Source organism: Streptomyces sp. NPDC019937, from assembly GCF_040631655.1.
In the GTDB taxonomy this organism is placed as follows: Bacteria; Actinomycetota; Actinomycetes; order Streptomycetales; family Streptomycetaceae; genus Streptomyces.
The window spans coordinates 1-14,677 of the sequence record NZ_JBEYAL010000068.1 but is presented as its reverse complement, the minus strand read 5'-3'; the positions used below and the strand labels follow the sequence as shown (position 1 = coordinate 14,677).

At 75.5% G+C, this 14,677-nt stretch carries 9 protein-coding genes; 7 read left to right on the top strand and 2 right to left on the bottom strand.

Going from position 1 to position 14,677, the window contains the following annotated elements; genetic code table 11:
* Positions 1–51: 51 nt before the first annotated feature.
* Complete coding sequence (locus tag ABZ562_RS38650; protein ID WP_361489406.1) at positions 52–1,155, bottom strand: aminoglycoside phosphotransferase family protein; 1,104 nt, start codon at positions 1,153–1,155, stop codon at positions 52–54.
* 272 nt (positions 1,156–1,427) lie between these two features.
* On the opposite strand from ABZ562_RS38650, the gene ABZ562_RS38645 reads away from it, so the two are divergent.
* On the top strand, positions 1,428–2,942 hold the full coding sequence (locus tag ABZ562_RS38645; RefSeq protein WP_361489404.1) for a hypothetical protein: 1,515 nt from the start codon (positions 1,428–1,430) through the stop codon (positions 2,940–2,942).
* Positions 2,943–3,000: 58 nt separating this feature from the next.
* Here the strand turns inward: ABZ562_RS38645 and ABZ562_RS38640 are convergent, their stop codons facing one another.
* On the bottom strand, positions 3,001–4,509 hold the full coding sequence (locus tag ABZ562_RS38640; protein WP_361489401.1) for a SpoIIE family protein phosphatase: 1,509 nt from the start codon (positions 4,507–4,509) through the stop codon (positions 3,001–3,003).
* 322 nt (positions 4,510–4,831) lie between these two features.
* On the opposite strand from ABZ562_RS38640, the gene ABZ562_RS38635 reads away from it, so the two are divergent.
* The 6 genes from ABZ562_RS38635 to ABZ562_RS38610 form a co-directional block, all read left to right on the top strand.
* Positions 4,832–6,256: a HEAT repeat domain-containing protein gene (locus tag ABZ562_RS38635; protein WP_361489399.1), complete on the top strand. Its 1,425-nt coding sequence runs from the start codon at positions 4,832–4,834 to the stop codon at positions 6,254–6,256.
* Positions 6,257–6,524: 268 nt separating this feature from the next.
* Entirely contained in the window at positions 6,525–7,667 is a 1,143-nt protein-coding gene (locus tag ABZ562_RS38630) for a glycosyltransferase family 1 protein (protein ID WP_361489396.1), read from the top strand.
* Positions 7,664–8,854 carry a glycosyltransferase gene (locus ABZ562_RS38625; RefSeq protein WP_361489393.1) on the top strand — a complete coding sequence of 397 codons (1,191 nt, stop codon included), beginning with the start codon at positions 7,664–7,666 and terminating at the stop codon, positions 8,852–8,854. Before ABZ562_RS38630 ends, ABZ562_RS38625 begins: the two co-directional genes overlap by 4 nt.
* The gene (locus ABZ562_RS38620) at positions 8,851–10,578 is read left to right on the top strand and encodes a GDSL-type esterase/lipase family protein (protein WP_361489390.1); all 1,728 of its coding nucleotides are present in this window, start codon (positions 8,851–8,853) and stop codon (positions 10,576–10,578) included. The genes ABZ562_RS38625 and ABZ562_RS38620 overlap by 4 nt, the downstream gene beginning before the upstream one ends.
* Entirely contained in the window at positions 10,575–14,177 is a 3,603-nt protein-coding gene (locus ABZ562_RS38615) for a hydantoinase B/oxoprolinase family protein (RefSeq protein ID WP_361489387.1), read from the top strand. Before ABZ562_RS38620 ends, ABZ562_RS38615 begins: the two co-directional genes overlap by 4 nt.
* A gap of 201 nt (positions 14,178–14,378) precedes the next feature.
* On the top strand, positions 14,379–14,677 hold a 299-nt coding region (locus ABZ562_RS38610; RefSeq protein WP_361489384.1), incomplete at its 3' end, for a WhiB family transcriptional regulator.

Sequence of the window (14,677 nt, the reverse complement as noted above, 5' to 3'; positions counted from 1 at the left end):
CCGCTGCCAGGCGATCCGTCAATCACCGTCGCGCGAAGAAGGGTTCGCACGTCAGCGCGTGCCCACCGCGGCGCGCACGGCGCGCCGGGCCAGGCCGCAGTCGTCATGCAGCCGCCGCAGCAGCAGCCGCTGCTCCTCACCGGCGGCCATCACGCCCGGCACCACCGGCGCCGGATCCTGCATGGTGCGCTGCACGGCGGTCTCGTACCGGCGGATCTCCCGGGTGAGGACGAGCATCAGGTTCACCAGGAAGGCGTCCCGCGCGGCCGGGCCCGCCGCCTGCGCGAGCTGGCTGATCTGACGCCGGGCCACCGGGGCGTCGCCCAGCACCGCCCACAGCGTCGCCAGGTCGTAGCCGGGCAGATACCAGCCCGCGTGGTCCCAGTCGATGAGCACCGCGCCCGAGGGGGACAGCAGCACGTTGTTCAACAGGGCGTCGCCGTGGCAGAACTGGGTCGGCAGCTGGCGCCCCGTCGTCTGCGAGATGCCGCGCAGCAGTTTGCGCACATCGCCCATGTCCCGGTCGGTCAGCAGCCCCAGATCGTGGTAGCGGGACAGCCGGGCGGCGTAGTCGACGGGGGCGTCGAAGAGGTCCCCCGGCGGCCGCCACTGGTTGATCCGGCAGATCGCGCCGAGCGCGGCGCGCACATCGGCGCGCGGCGGCGCCTCGGCGGGATGGCGCTGCGCGGCCGCGACCCGCCCGGGCATCCGCTCGATGACCAGCACGCAGTTGTCGGGATCGGCGGCGATCAGCCGCGGCACCCGGACCGGGGGACGCTGTCGTACGAACGTCCGGTACATCGCTATCTCGCGGCGGAACCGCTCGGCCCACGCCGGGGAGTGGTCCAGCAGGCATTTCGCGACCGCCGTGGTGCGGCCCGTCGAACCGAGCAGGAGGACGGACCGCCCGCTGCGCCGGAGCACCTGAACGGGGTTGAACTCCGGGCAGATGCGATGGACCGAGGCGATGGCGGTGCGCAGCTGGGCACCCTGAGGACCGGACACGTCGAGTCTTCCGCCGGGCGGCACGGAGCCGGGGGCGGCGGCCCGCCGCGCGCGGCCGCCGGAAGCGGGATCGAGGTACGGCCCATTGCCGGGCAGCTGCCGCCGGTACGGCCGAGGCGGGGCGGACACGGAGGACGACGCTGCGTACATGGGCGAGACAGATCCCTTCGTGTGCCGACGATGTGCGTACGCTCCCGGCCCCGGGGCGGGGCCGCACCCTGGGGAATGCGGCTGGCATTTTCCAACTGGCTTTTCCGGCTGGCATTTTCCAACCGCCACCGGGCCGGGTAGCGCGCTTCTACATCACACCCGTGCGCGGGTGGCACACCATCTGGCGGACCCTGGCGAACCCTGGCGAATAGTCGCACCGCACGTGACGGGCCCGTTACTGTCAAGCCAGCCGAGGATCCTGGGGGCTTGACGTGACGAGGGAACCCAACACCCGTCTTGCGGACCTTTTCGGCCTGGCCGGCTGGTCCAAGGGAGAGCTCGCGAGGCTCGTGAACCGGCGCGCGGCGGCCATGGGCCACCCGCAGCTGGCGACCGACACCTCACGGGTGCGGCGTTGGATCGACACCGGCGAGACGCCGCGCGATCCGGTGCCCAAGGTGCTGGCGGTCCTGTTCACCGAGCGCCTCGGTCGAGTCGTGACCATCGAGGACCTCGGATTCGGACGAGGTGGGCGCGCGGGAAAGGGACAGTCCGCCGACGGGCTGCTCTGGCCGCCCGAGTCCACGGCCGCGGTCCTCACCGAATTCACGGGAATGGACCTTATGTTCAACCGACGCGGCTTGGTGGGTGCGGGCGCCGCGCTCGCCGCAGGATCCGCCATCACCGGTGCCATGAGCGAATGGCTGCTCTCCGACCCCACCCTCTCCCTCGACGCGCCCCGTTCCGACAACCCCCTCTCCGCCGAGCCCGTGGGCTTCGACCGCTATGAGGCCGCCCCCGTGGGCTCCCAGGAGATCGACGCGCTGGAGACGTCGGTCGAGGTCTTCCGCGCCTGGGACGCGGCCCGCGGCGGCGGGTTGCAGCGCAAGGCCGTGGTGGGCCAGCTCAACGAGGTGGGCGGGATGCTCGCCTACCGCCATCCCGAGGCGCTGCAGCGCAGACTGTGGGGCGTCGCGGCGAACCTGGCCGTGCTGGCCGGCTGGATGTCCCACGACGTGGGCCTGGAGCCCACCGCCCAGAAGTACTTCGTGATCGCCGCGCACGCGGCCCGGGAGGGCGGCGACCGGCCGCGGGCGAGCGAGGCGCTGTCCCGCGCCGCCCGGCAGATGGTGCACATCGGCCGCCCGGACGACGCGCTCGATCTGATGAAGCTGGCGTCGTCCGGCGCGGGGGACGAGGCGCTGCCACGCACCCGGGCCATGTTCCGCACCATCGAGGCCTGGGCGCACGCCTCGAAGGGGCACGGCCGGGCGGTGCGCCGCACCCTGGGGGAGGCGGAGGAGCTGTTCGTCTCCGACCAGGACCGGGGGCCCGCGCCCAGCTGGATGCAGCTGTTCAACGAGGCCGACCTGCACGGGATGCAGGGGCTGGTCTACCGCACCCTGGCCGAGCACGAACCGGGCGTCGCCGGCGTCTCGCAGCGGCACGCCATGGAGGCGCTGCGGATGCGGGAGGGCGGCCGGCAGCGGTCGCAGATCTTCGACCACATCTCCATCGCCTCGGCCTGCTTCATCGGCGGCGACCCGGAGCAGGGATCCGCCTCCGCCCGGCAGGCGCTGGCCACGATCGAGCAGAACTCCTCGCACCGCACCTGGGACCGGCTGCGCGAGATGTACCGGCTCACCGCGCCGTACGCCTCGTCCGCCGCGGTCCGCGAGCTGCGGGCGGAGATCCAGCAGACCATGCCGAGGGGACTGGGCCACCAGAAGGGAGCCGGAGGCGGGGCGAAGGGTGCGGGTGGGGCGGCGAAGAGCACGGTCGTCTAGCGCCGGCGGCTCGTCCCATCGGCCCGTATCAGCCCGTATCGGCTTGTGTCCGCTCGTGTCAGCCGATCATCGCGAGCAGTACGCAGGCGTCGCCCTCACGCCGCTCGTCGTCGAACTCCTCGGCCACCACCCGCACGCACTCCTGCGTGCCGCGGGCGGCGGCGAACCGTGGCGCGAGCCCGAGCAGCCGCTCGGCCGTCACCGAGGGGTCCCCGGTGTCCGTGGCGAGCCCGCCCGCGTGCAGCAGGAGCAGATCGCCCGGCTCCAGCCGCTCCTCGGCCTGGGCGTACGTGGCGCCCGTGGTGCCGCCGAGCAGCACACCGGCCGGGGGCCGCAGGGCGCGCCCCGCCCCGTCGCGGAACAGCAGCGGGGCGGGGTGCCCGGCCTGCGACCACACCAGGGTGCGGGTGGCCGGGTCGTACCGGCCGCAGACGGCGCTGCCCAGGGCGGGCTGGGAGGAGACGTCGAGCAGCTGGTTGAGCCGCCCCATCAGCGGGCCCGGTTCGATCCCGGCCACCGCCATGCCGCGCACCGCGCCCAGCACCATCGCCATGCCGGAGGTCGCGGCGACGCCGTGGCCGGTGAGGTCGCCGACGCTGAGCAGCGTCCCGCCGTCGGGCAGTTCGAGCGCGTCGTACCAGTCGCCACCGATCAGCGCGCTGTTCGCGGCGGGGAAGTAGTGGGAGGCGACATCGAGGGCGGTGCCCGCGGGCCGCCCGCCGCGCGTGAGGGGCGCGGAGCCGCGCCACGGCGGCAGGACCGCCTCGTGCAGCTCGACCGCCAGCCTGCGCTCGCTGCGGGCGAGGTGCCGCTGGCGCTGGAGCGAGTCGCGGGATTCGCGCACCGCCCGCTCACTGCGGCGCAGCTCGCTCACATCGCGGAGCACGGCCCACATGGAGGCGGTGCTGCCGTCGGCGTCCAGCACGGGCTCGCCGGCCATGTGCACCGTGCGGACGGCGTCGTCCGCGCGGACGACCCGGAACTCGCCGTCGATCGGCTTTCCGTCCACCAGGCAGTCCGTGACCATGGCGGTCAGCACCGGCTGATCGTCCCCGACGACCCAGGAGGGCAGCTCGTCCAGGGACAGCCCGCCTTCCTCGGGGGCGCGGCCGAAGATCTGGCACAGCTCGTCGGACCAGGTCACCTCGTCGGTGAGGAGATTCCACTCGGCGCTGCCGACGCGGTGGAGCAGTGAGCCGTGGCCGTGGCCGGGGCCCTGCTCCGGGGCGTCCTGCCCGGCCGCGTCCTGCCCCGTCGCGTACTCGTCCAGAGGCTTCTCCTCCGGAGCCGCCTCGTCCGCTTCCTCCGGCCGCCCGGACGGCAGCCCCTCGCGCAGCTGGTCCAGATGCCGGCCGAGATCGTCCAGATGGTGGACGGCGAGATCGCACAGGGCGCGCTGCCAGCGCAACTGGGTCTCGTTCGCCGTGCCGCTCAGGTCCGCCGTGGTGTCGCGCCGCACGGCGGCGACGCCGCCGCGGAGCCGCCGGGTCTGCGTGATGAGCGCGTCGACCGTGCCGCGCTGGGGCGACGGGGCGGCGGGATGGTCCGCGGAGCGGGGGGACGGCATGTGTTCTCCGATACGGGCCGGTACGGCGCGGCGCTGCCGGGTCTGATGGGGTAAGGACCGGTAACGACTCTTGCACAGGCCGCGACGTCGCGTAAGTCGTTTGGCAATACCCGATCCGGTGGTGCTTCTGGCATATGTCAATGGCTTTCCTGGGGCACATCGGGCGCGGCTCGGCGGAGCATCCGGTTCCGGGTAGGCTGCGGCGCTCGGGGATTCCCTCAGTCCAGGTGTTCATCCGGCATATGGCGCCAGGACACCGGCAAGAATGCCGGTCGACGGAAATCCCGTTGCCAGCGAACCCCCCGCACCGGATGCTGACCTCATGTTCGATCCAGACATAGCGCCCAGCGGTACCCTCCTCGGCCTCCTCCAGCGAGGCCGCGGCGACGGTACTCTGCATGCCCTCGCCGCGCCGCGGGCCGAGGCGCTCGCGGCACTGCACCACTGTGTGCTGCACGACCCCCGCCGTGACTGGCAGGTCGAGAACCGCTCCCTCTATTACGCCCGGCTCTGCCTTGACCTCGACGCGGACCTCGACGAAATCGAACAGCACCTCTTCCACCCCGACGACCTGGTGAACACCGACGAGGAGCGCACCGGGCTCGCCCTCGCCGTCCTCGGCCACCTCGCCGCGTACGACCGGCTCGACGCGCTGCGGCTGCTGCGCCGGTACGCCGCCGCCGGCAGCAACTGGGAATGGGCCCTGGACGAGCTGGCCCTGCGCGACGACGACGCCGGGCTGCGCGCCCTCGCCCCCGCCGTCCTCGGCCGCTTCCCCGAGACCCCCGAGGGCGAGGCCGAACTCGCCACCGCCGCGCGCGGCGCCTACGAGCCCCGCCCCTGGCGGCTGTGGGCCGACGACCCGGCGTACGGTCCGCGCGTGCGTGCCGCGCAGGAACAGGGCGCCTTCGACCGCTGGCAGCGCCAGCTGCGCCCCTCCGGGCCGCGGCCCGGCTGGAGCGTCCACGACGTCCTGGTCTGGGCCCAGCAGGAACACGACCTGCGGCCCGGCGCCCGGCGCCCCGACGCCGCCGCCCGCTGCCTCGCCGCCGTCGCCGGTCCGGAGGACCGGCCCGAGCTGCTGGCCGCCGCCGCGTCGGCCCCGGACGCCGCCCGTGCGACCGCCCTGCGGCACCTGGCCGATACCGGCGACCCCGAGGTGCTGGACCTGATCGAGGCCGCCGTGACCGAGCCGGACGCCTCGGAGCCGGTCTCCCGGGCCGCCCTCGGCGCCTTCGAACGCATGCGCGGTGTCGCCGCCCTGGACCGGGCCCGGATCTGGGCCCACCGCCCCGACGCGCTCGGCGCCGCGGCCGCCGCGATGCTCGCCGCCCGGGGCGGACCGTACGACGCGGGCCTCGTCCTCGCCGCCCTCCGCCGCATCGTGCGGGCCGAGGGCCCGCACAGCCAGGCGCTGTGGACGCTCGTGGACGGCGCCGGCCGCCTCGCGATCACCTGCGCCGCCCCCGTCCTGCGCCACGTCTACCGCGAGACCGCCTCCTCCCACCTCCGCGGCCGCGCCGCCCGCGCCCTGGCCGCCACCGATCCCTCGTTCGCCGCGGGCTTCGCCGTCGAATGCCTCTGGGACTGCGAGGAGACCACCCGCGAACTCGCCGCACGCCACGCCGCCACCGGTGATGCCCGCGTCGTGGAACAGCTCCGCAGGCTGGCCGCCGACCCGGCCGAGGAAGCGGAGGTCCAAACCGCGGTCCGCAGCCGCATCGACCCCGACGCCGCCGAGGTCTGACCCCGGCCTCGACCTCGGGGTGTCACCCGGGGCGGCCGGGGTCCCGGAGGCGCCGGGGCGGCCGGGGTCCCGGAGGCGCCGGGGCGGGTGACCGATGGGTTCACGCCATGTGGTCGGCCGTAAACCCCGCGGCCGGGGTGGGGTTTGGGGTGGTTCCTCCGGCACTCGCCCGGCTTCGGCGGGCGCGGGGGCCAACGCTCACGGGACGTTTCACGGCTCGCAAGGTGCACGATGCCGGGGCCACCCTTCGTACGCCGACAACACCGGTATGCGAGTCGCCATCGTGACCGAATCCTTCCCGCCCGACATCAACGGCGTCGCTCATTGCACGCTCCAGACCGCCCGGCATCTCCACCGGCGCGGCCACCAACCGCTCGTCATCGCCCCCGCGGGCCCGCACGACGGGTCGCCCGACGCGACCGGGGACATCGACGGGGAGCATCCGTTCCCCGTCGTCCGGATCCCGTCCCTGCCCCTGCCCGGCTATCCGCAGGTGCGGGTCGCGCTGCCCAGCCGCCGGCTCGCCGCCGCGATCACCGCGCACCGCAGCGACCTCGTCCACCTGGCCAGCCCCTTCGTGCTCGGCGCGCGCGGGATGACGGCCGCGCTGCGGCTGCGGATCCCCGCCGTCGCCGTCTACCAGACCGACCTGGGCGGCTACGCCCGTACGTACCTCGGCGCGGGCGAGAACGCGGCCTGGCGCCGGATACGGGCCGTCCACACCGCCGCCGACCGCACCCTCGCCCCGTCCACCGCCGCCGCCCGCGACCTCGACGAGCACGGGGTGCCGCGGATCGCGCTGTGGCCGCGCGGCGTCGACACCGAGCGCTTCCACCCCTCGCGCCGCGACCCGGAGCTGCGCCGCTCCCTGGCCCCCGGGGGCGAGCTGATCGTCGGCTACGTCGGCCGTCTGGCGCCCGAGAAGAACGTCGAGCTGCTGGCCCCGCTGTGCGCGCTGCCCGGCGTCCGGGTGGTCGTGGTCGGGGACGGGCCGAGCGAGCCCGCGCTGCGCGCGGCCATGCCCGGCGCCCGCTTCCTCGGCCGCCGGACCGGCACCGAGCTGGCCCGCGTCTTCGCCTCCCTCGACGTCTTCGCGCACACCGGCCCGCAGGAGACCTTCTGCCAGACCGTGCAGGAGGCGCAGGCCAGCGGCGTGCCCGTGGTCGCGCCCGCCGCCGGCGGCCCGCTCGACCTCGTCGACCACGGCCGTACCGGACTGCTGGTGCCGCCCGGCGACGCGGACGAGGTGCGCGACGCCGTGTCCCTCCTCGCCGCCCACCCCCGCAAGCGCGCCGCGCTGGGGCAGGCGGGCCGGGAGGCGGTCGAGGGCCGCACCTGGGAGGCGATCGTCGACCAGCTGATCGACCACTACGCCGAGGTCCTGATGGCCCGTACGGCGGTGGCGGCATGAGCGGGAACACCCACGGGCCGCTGCGCATCGTCCGGCTCGCCAACTTCGTCACCCCCTCCTCCGGCGGCCTGCGCACCGCGCTGCGCGAACTGGGCGCGGGCTACCAGGCGGCCGGGCACGAATCCGTCCTGGTCGTGCCGGGGGAGCACGCCGCGGACGAGCACACCCGCCAGGGCCGCGTGATCACCCTCCCCGGCCACCGCGTGCCCGGCACCGGCGGCTACCGGGTGCTGACCGACCGGCGGCGGCTGGCCCGGCTGCTCGACGGGCTCGCGCCCGACCGGCTGGAGGTCTCCGACCGCACCACCCTGCGCTGGACGGGGGAGTGGGCGCGGCGCGCCCGCGTGCCCGCCGTGATGGTCTCCCACGAGAGCGCCGACGCCGTGCTGCGCACCTGGGGCGTGCCCGAGGCCGCCGCCCGGACCGCGGCCGACCGGCTGAACCGCCGTACCGCGCGGGCGTACGCACGGGTCGTCTGCACCACGGAGTGGGCCGAGCGCGAGTTCGTACGCATCGGCGCGCGCAACGTCGTACGCGCCCCCCTGGGCGTCGACCTCGGCCACTTCCACCCCTCCCACTACGACGGCGCCCTGCGCGAGCACCACCGGGGCGGCGCCGCGGTCCTGCTCGCCATGTGCTCCCGCCTGTCGCCCGAGAAGCGGCCGGGCCGCGCGCTCGACGCCCTCGCCGAACTGCGGCGGCGCGGCGTCCCGGCGGCGCTCGTCGTCGCGGGCGACGGCCCGATGCGCGCCCGGCTGGAGGCCCGCGCCCGCGCGGAGGGGCTTCCGGCGGCCTTCCTCGGCCACGTCGGCGACCGGACCCGGCTGGCCGCGCTCCAGGCGAGCGCGGACGTCGTCCTCGCCCCCGGCCCGGCGGAGACCTTCGGGCTGGCCGCGCTGGAGGCGCTGGCGTGCGGGTCGCCCGTGGTCGTCAGCGCCCTGTCCGCGCTCCCCGACATCGTAGGCCCGGCGGGCGCGACGGCGGCCGACAACGGGACGGCGTTCGCGGACGCCGTCGCCCAGGTCCTGGCCCGCCCCGAGCCCGTACGCCGCGCCACGGCCCGGGCCCGCGCCGAGCGCTACGGCTGGCCCGCGGCGGTCGACGCGTTCCTGGCCGCCCACGACGCGCCCCGCCCCCAGCCCGACGGCCGTACCCCGGCCGGCACGGCGGTCGGCGGTGCCCGGTGAGCGCACCCGGCGCTCACCCGGCCCGTCGGCCGCACCCGGCGACCACGCCCGGCGGTACGACGGTCCCGGGCGCCCGGACCGGTCGGCTCGCGGCGGCCGCCGCCGCGCCGGTTCCCAGCCGTCCGGCCGTCATCCCGGCGCCGGTGGGCGCGTCCGGCCGGGCGGTTCCGGGCGGTGCCGGCACCGGTGCGTCCGCGTCGTCGGCCTCGGAGGCGGACGCGGTCGCCCAGCAGGCCCGGCACGCCGAGTCCGCCGACCGGGCGTGCGTCCCGGGCGGCGGCCCCATGGCGGCCCCGTGGAGCACCGTGCCGCCGGGCCCGGCAGCACCGCCCCGGCACGTGGCCCCCTCCGGCCCGGCGGCCGCCAGACGCGGGGCACGCCCCACCCCGGACGAGCCCGCCCGCTCGGCCGTACCGGCCGGGAACGGCCGCTGCCCGGCGGCGCCGGCCGCCGATGCGGTGACCGGCCCGCAGCCCACCGCGCCGGAGGCCGACGGCGATGCCGCAACCGCCCCGGCCGTGGGCGCGGCACTGCCCGCACCGGGCGTGCGTCGGGCTGTCGCTGCGGCGCCCGATGGCCCGGTGGGCGGGCCGGTGGTGCCGGAGATCTGCCGTGTGGGGGCTGTCGGGGCGCCGCCTGCCCGTGGTGACGCCGTGGGCGACCGCGCTCCGGCCGTGCGTGCGGCGCCGCCCGCACCGTCCGCCCCGGACGCTCGGCGGGCCGTTCCTGTCGTGCCCGGTGGCCCGGCGGATCCGGAGGTCCGTCACACCGGGGCCAGTGGCCGCCCGCAGACGCGCCGCCCCGATGCCGCAACCGCCCCGGCCGCCCCGGCCGTGCCCACCACGCGGTTCGCCGCGCTCGGCGACTCGCTCACCGAGGGGCTCGGGGACCCCGTGGCGGGTGGCGGGTGGCGGGGGTGGGCGGCGCTGCTGGCCGGGGCGGCGGGGCCGCACGGGGAGCCCGTCGACTTCGTCAACGTCTCCCGCAGCGGCGCGCTCGCCGCCGACGTGGCCGGTGAGCAGCTGACCGCCGCCCGCCGGGCCCGTCCGCATCTCGCGTCCGTCGTGGTCGGCATGAACGACACCCTGCGCGACACCTTCGACATCCGCCGGGTCGCCGAGGCCCTGGACGCGACGATCGGCGCGCTGCGCGCCGACGGGACGGTGGTGCTCACCGCGTGCCTGCCCGACCCGGGCCGGATGCTGGGGCTGCCGGACACGCTCGCCCGGCCGCTGGGGCGCCGTATGCGGGCCGTCAACACGGTGGTGCACGCGCTGTCCGGCCGGTACGGCGCGGTGCACGTGGAGCTGACCGAGCACGGCTGGGTCACGGACCGCGCGGCGTGGAGCGTGGACCGGCTGCATCCGAGCGAGCTGGGGCACCGGCTGCTGGCGCGGGAGTTCCACACCGCGCTCACGGCCCGCGGGATCGCCATGGGCGACCCGCCGTCCACGGCGCTCGACGGCCCGGCGCCCTCGCGGGCCGGGAGCGCCTGGTGGATGGCGACCCGGGGCACGCGCTGGGTCGTGGACCGCTGTACCGATCTGCTGCCCGGGCTCCTCGCGCTGGCGGCGCAGGAGGTCCGCCACCGGATGCGCGGCACGGCCCAGCTGCTCGACGGGCGGGAACGCCGGGCGGCGCTGGCCGCGCTCGCCGCGCTGCCCCGGGCGACACCGTTCGAACTCGGCACATCACCCCCGCACGCTGCGACAATGGCGGGATGACGGGTCGCTGGGAATTCTGGATCGACCGCGGCGGTACCTTCACCGACGTCGTCGGGAAGCGCCCGGACGGCCGCCTGGTCACCCGCAAGCTGCTGTCCCACCATCCCGAGCGCACCATGGACGCGGCCGTCGCCGGGATCCGGCAGACGCTGGGGCTCGGGCCGGACGAGCCTGTGCCGGCCGACCGGATCGCCGTCGTCAAGATGGGCACCACCGTCGCGACCAACGCCCTGCTGGAACGCAGGGGCGAGCCCACGGTGCTCGTCGTCACGGCCGGTTTCCGGGACGCGCTGCGCATCGCGTACCAGAACCGGCCGCGGCTGTTCGACCGCCGGATCGTGCTGCCGGAGGCGCTGTACGACCGGGTGATCGAGGTGCCCGAGCGGGTGGACGCGCATGGCGGCGTCGTACGCCCCCTGGACCTCGGCGCCGCCACCGAGGCGCTGCGCGCCGCCCACCGTGACGGCTTCCGCAGCGCCGCGGTCGTCCTGACGCACGGCTACCGGTATGCCGCGCACGAGCGCGCGGTGGGTGAGGCGGCCCGCGCGCTCGGCTTCACGCAGGTGAGCTGTTCGCACGAGGTGAGCCCGCTGATGAAGCTGGTCTCGCGCGGCGACACCACCGTCGTGGACGCCTACCTCTCGCCGATCCTGCGCGCTTACGTCGAGGACGTGGCCGCCGAGCTGCGCGGCATCCGGCTGATGTTCATGCAGTCCAACGGCGGGCTGCGGGAGGCCGCGCACTTCCGGGGCAAGGACGCGGTGCTGTCGGGGCCCGCGGGCGGCGTCGTGGGCATGGCGCGCTCCTCGGCCGAGGCCGGTCACACGCACGTCATCGGCTTCGACATGGGCGGCACCTCGACCGATGTGTCGCACTACGCGGGCGAGTTCGAGCGGGTCTTCGGGACCGAGGTCGCGGGGGTGCGGATGCGCGCGCCCATGATGAACATCCACACCGTCGCGGCGGGCGGCGGCTCGGTGCTCCACTTCGACGGGCGCCGCTACCGGGTGGGCCCGGACTCGGCCGGTGCCGTCCCCGGCCCCGCCTGCTACCGGCGCGGCGGCCCGCTGACCGTGACCGACGCCAACGTGATGCTGGGCCGGATCCAGGCCGCCCACTTCCCGGCGGTCTTCGGCCCGCACGCCGACCAGCGGCTGGACGCGGAGACCGTACGGGAGCGCTTCGCCCGCCTCGCCGAGGAGATCGCCGAGGCGACCGGGGACCGGCGCGGCCCGGAGGAGGTCGCGGCGGGCTTCCTGGACATCGCCGTGCTGAACATGGCCAACGCGGTCAAGAAGATCTCCGTGCAGCGCGGTCACGACGTCACCCGCTACGCGCTCACCAGCTTCGGCGGCGCGGGCGGCCAGCACGCGTGCGCGGTCGCGGACGCCCTCGGCATCGGCACGGTGATCGTGCCGCCGCTGGCCGGGGTGCTCTCGGCGTACGGCATCGGGGTCGCCGACGCCACCGCGATGCGCGAGCAGGCCGTGGAGAGGGAGCTGAGCGAGGAGTCGCTGCCTCAGGTGCGCGAGCTGTGCGCGCGGCTGTCCGGCCGGACCCGCGACGAGCTGCTGGCGGACGGCGTCCCCGGGGACAGCGTGCGCACCACGGCCCGGGTCCATCTGCGGTACGCGGGCACCGACGCCGCCCTCCCCGTCCCGCTGGACTCCGCCGCCGCGATGACCGACGGCTTCGTACGGGCGCACCGCGCGCGCTACGCCTTCACCATGGACAAGCCGCTCGTGATGGAGGCGGTGTCGGTGGAGGCGGTCGGCGCGGCGGGCCCGGCGGGCGGCCAGGCCGTGGAACCGCCGCCCAGGGAGGGCGCCCTGGCGCCGGTGGCGACCGCGAGGATGTTCACGGCGGGGCGGTGGCAGGACACCGGCCTGTACGAACGCGCCGGGATGCGCCCCGGGGACACCCTCACCGGCCCCGCGGTCATCGCCGAGGACGACGCCACCACCGTCGTCGACCCCGGCTGGCAGGCGGCCCTGGGCGACCGCGGCCATCTGCTGCTCACCCGCATCCGGCCCCGGCCGCGCACGGCCGCGGTCGGCACCGAGGTGGACCCGGTGATGCTGGAGGTGTTCAACAGCCTCTTCATGGCCATCGCCGAACAGATGGGCCTGCGCCTGGAGAACACCGCCCACTCCGTCAACATCAAGGAGCGGCTGGACTTCTCCTGCGCCCTGTTCGACGCCGACGGCAACCTGATCGCCAACGCCCCCCACATCCCGGTGCACCTGGGATCGATGGGCGAGTCCATCAAGGAGGTGCTGCGGCGCAACGGCGCGACCATGCGGCCGGGCGACGTCTACGCCATCAACGACCCGTACCACGGCGGCACCCACCTCCCGGACGTCACGGTCGTCACCCCGGTCTTCGACGACGACGGGACGGAGCTGCTGTTCCTCGTCGCCTCCCGCGGCCACCACGCCGAGATCGGCGGCATCACCCCCGGCTCCATGCCCGCCTTCAGCCGCACCATCGAGGAGGAGGGCGTGCTCTTCGACAACTGGCTGCTGGTACGGGACGGCGCGCTGCGCGAGCGCGAGACCCGCGAACTGCTGACCGCCGGGCCGTACCCCTCCCGCGCCCCGGACGCCAACCTCGCCGATCTGCGCGCCCAGATCGCCGCCAACGAGAAGGGCATCCAGGAACTGCGCCGCATGATCGGCGAGTTCGGCCTGGACGTCGTGCACGCCTACATGCGCCACGTCCAGGACAACGCCGAGGAGTCCGTGCGCCGCATCGTCGGCGCCCTCCGGGACGGCCGTTGCGCCTACGAGACCGACGGCGGGGCCGTCATCCGCGTCACCGTCACCGTCGACCGTGACGAGCGCGCCGCCGTCCTGGACTTCGCGGGTACGTCGCCGCAAGCGCCGGGCAACGCCAACGCGCCCAGCTCGGTGGTGATGGCGGCCGTGCTGTACGTCTTCCGCACCCTGGTCGCCGAGGACATCCCGCTCAACAGCGGCTGCCTGAAGCCCCTGAAGGTCCGCATCCCCGAGGGCTCGATGCTGGCCCCGGTCCACCCGGCCGCCACGGTCGCCGGGAACGTCGAGACCTCCCAGGCCGTCACCGGCGCCCTCTACGCGGCGCTCGGCGTCCAGGCCGAGGGCTCCGGCACGATGAACAACGTCACCTTCGGCAACGACCGCGTCCAGTACTACGAGACGGTGGCCAGTGGCTCGGGCGCGGGCGACGGCTTCGACGGCGCCGACGCGGTGCAGACCCATATGACCAACTCCCGGCTCACCGACCCCGAGGTGCTGGAGTGGCGCTATCCGGTGCGGGTGGAGAGCTTCGAGGTGCGGCGGGACAGCGGCGGCCGCGGCCGCTGGCGCGGCGGCCACGGCGTCACCCGCCGCATCCGCTTCCTGGAGCCGATGACGGTCGCCCTGCTCACCGGTCACCGCCGCGTCCCCCCGTACGGCATGGCGGGCGGCGCGCCGGGCGCGCTCGGCGCCAACCTCATCGAGCGCGCCGACGGCTCGGTGGACCGGCTGAAGGGGTGCGACGCGGCCGACGTCGGTGTGGACGACGTCCTCGTGGTCCACACCCCGGGCGGCGGCGGTTACGGCCCGGCACGGGACTGACGGCCGCTCGCCGCCTCCGCCGCCGTTTTGGCGCGATCAACCCCGTTTGCGGCCGCGGGGGTGGGAAACCCGACTTCTATCAAGCCCGCCAAGCCTTGTGCGCGAGGTCGGCTGCGTGCCCTCATGACCACCCATTGGATGCGGCACACCCGCGTGGGCGAGGGCGGGAATTCACCACGACGCATCACAGAAGGGGCAGTCATGGATTGGTGGCAGAGCGCGGCATGCGTGGACGAGGACCCCGAGCTCTTCTTCCCGGTGGGGGCGGCCGGACCCGCGGCCCAGGCGCAGCAGGCCCAGGCCAAGGAGGTCTGCCACCGCTGCCCGGTGGTCCACCAGTGCCTCACCTACGCGCTGGACACCGGCGTGACGCACGGCGTGTGGGGCGGCACCGACGAGGAGGAACGCCGGGTGCTGCGCCAGCGGGCGCGGCGGCAGGCGCGCGGCGCACCCGCGCCGGGCCCGGGCGCCCCGCCGCGCGGCGCCTCGGACACGACGTG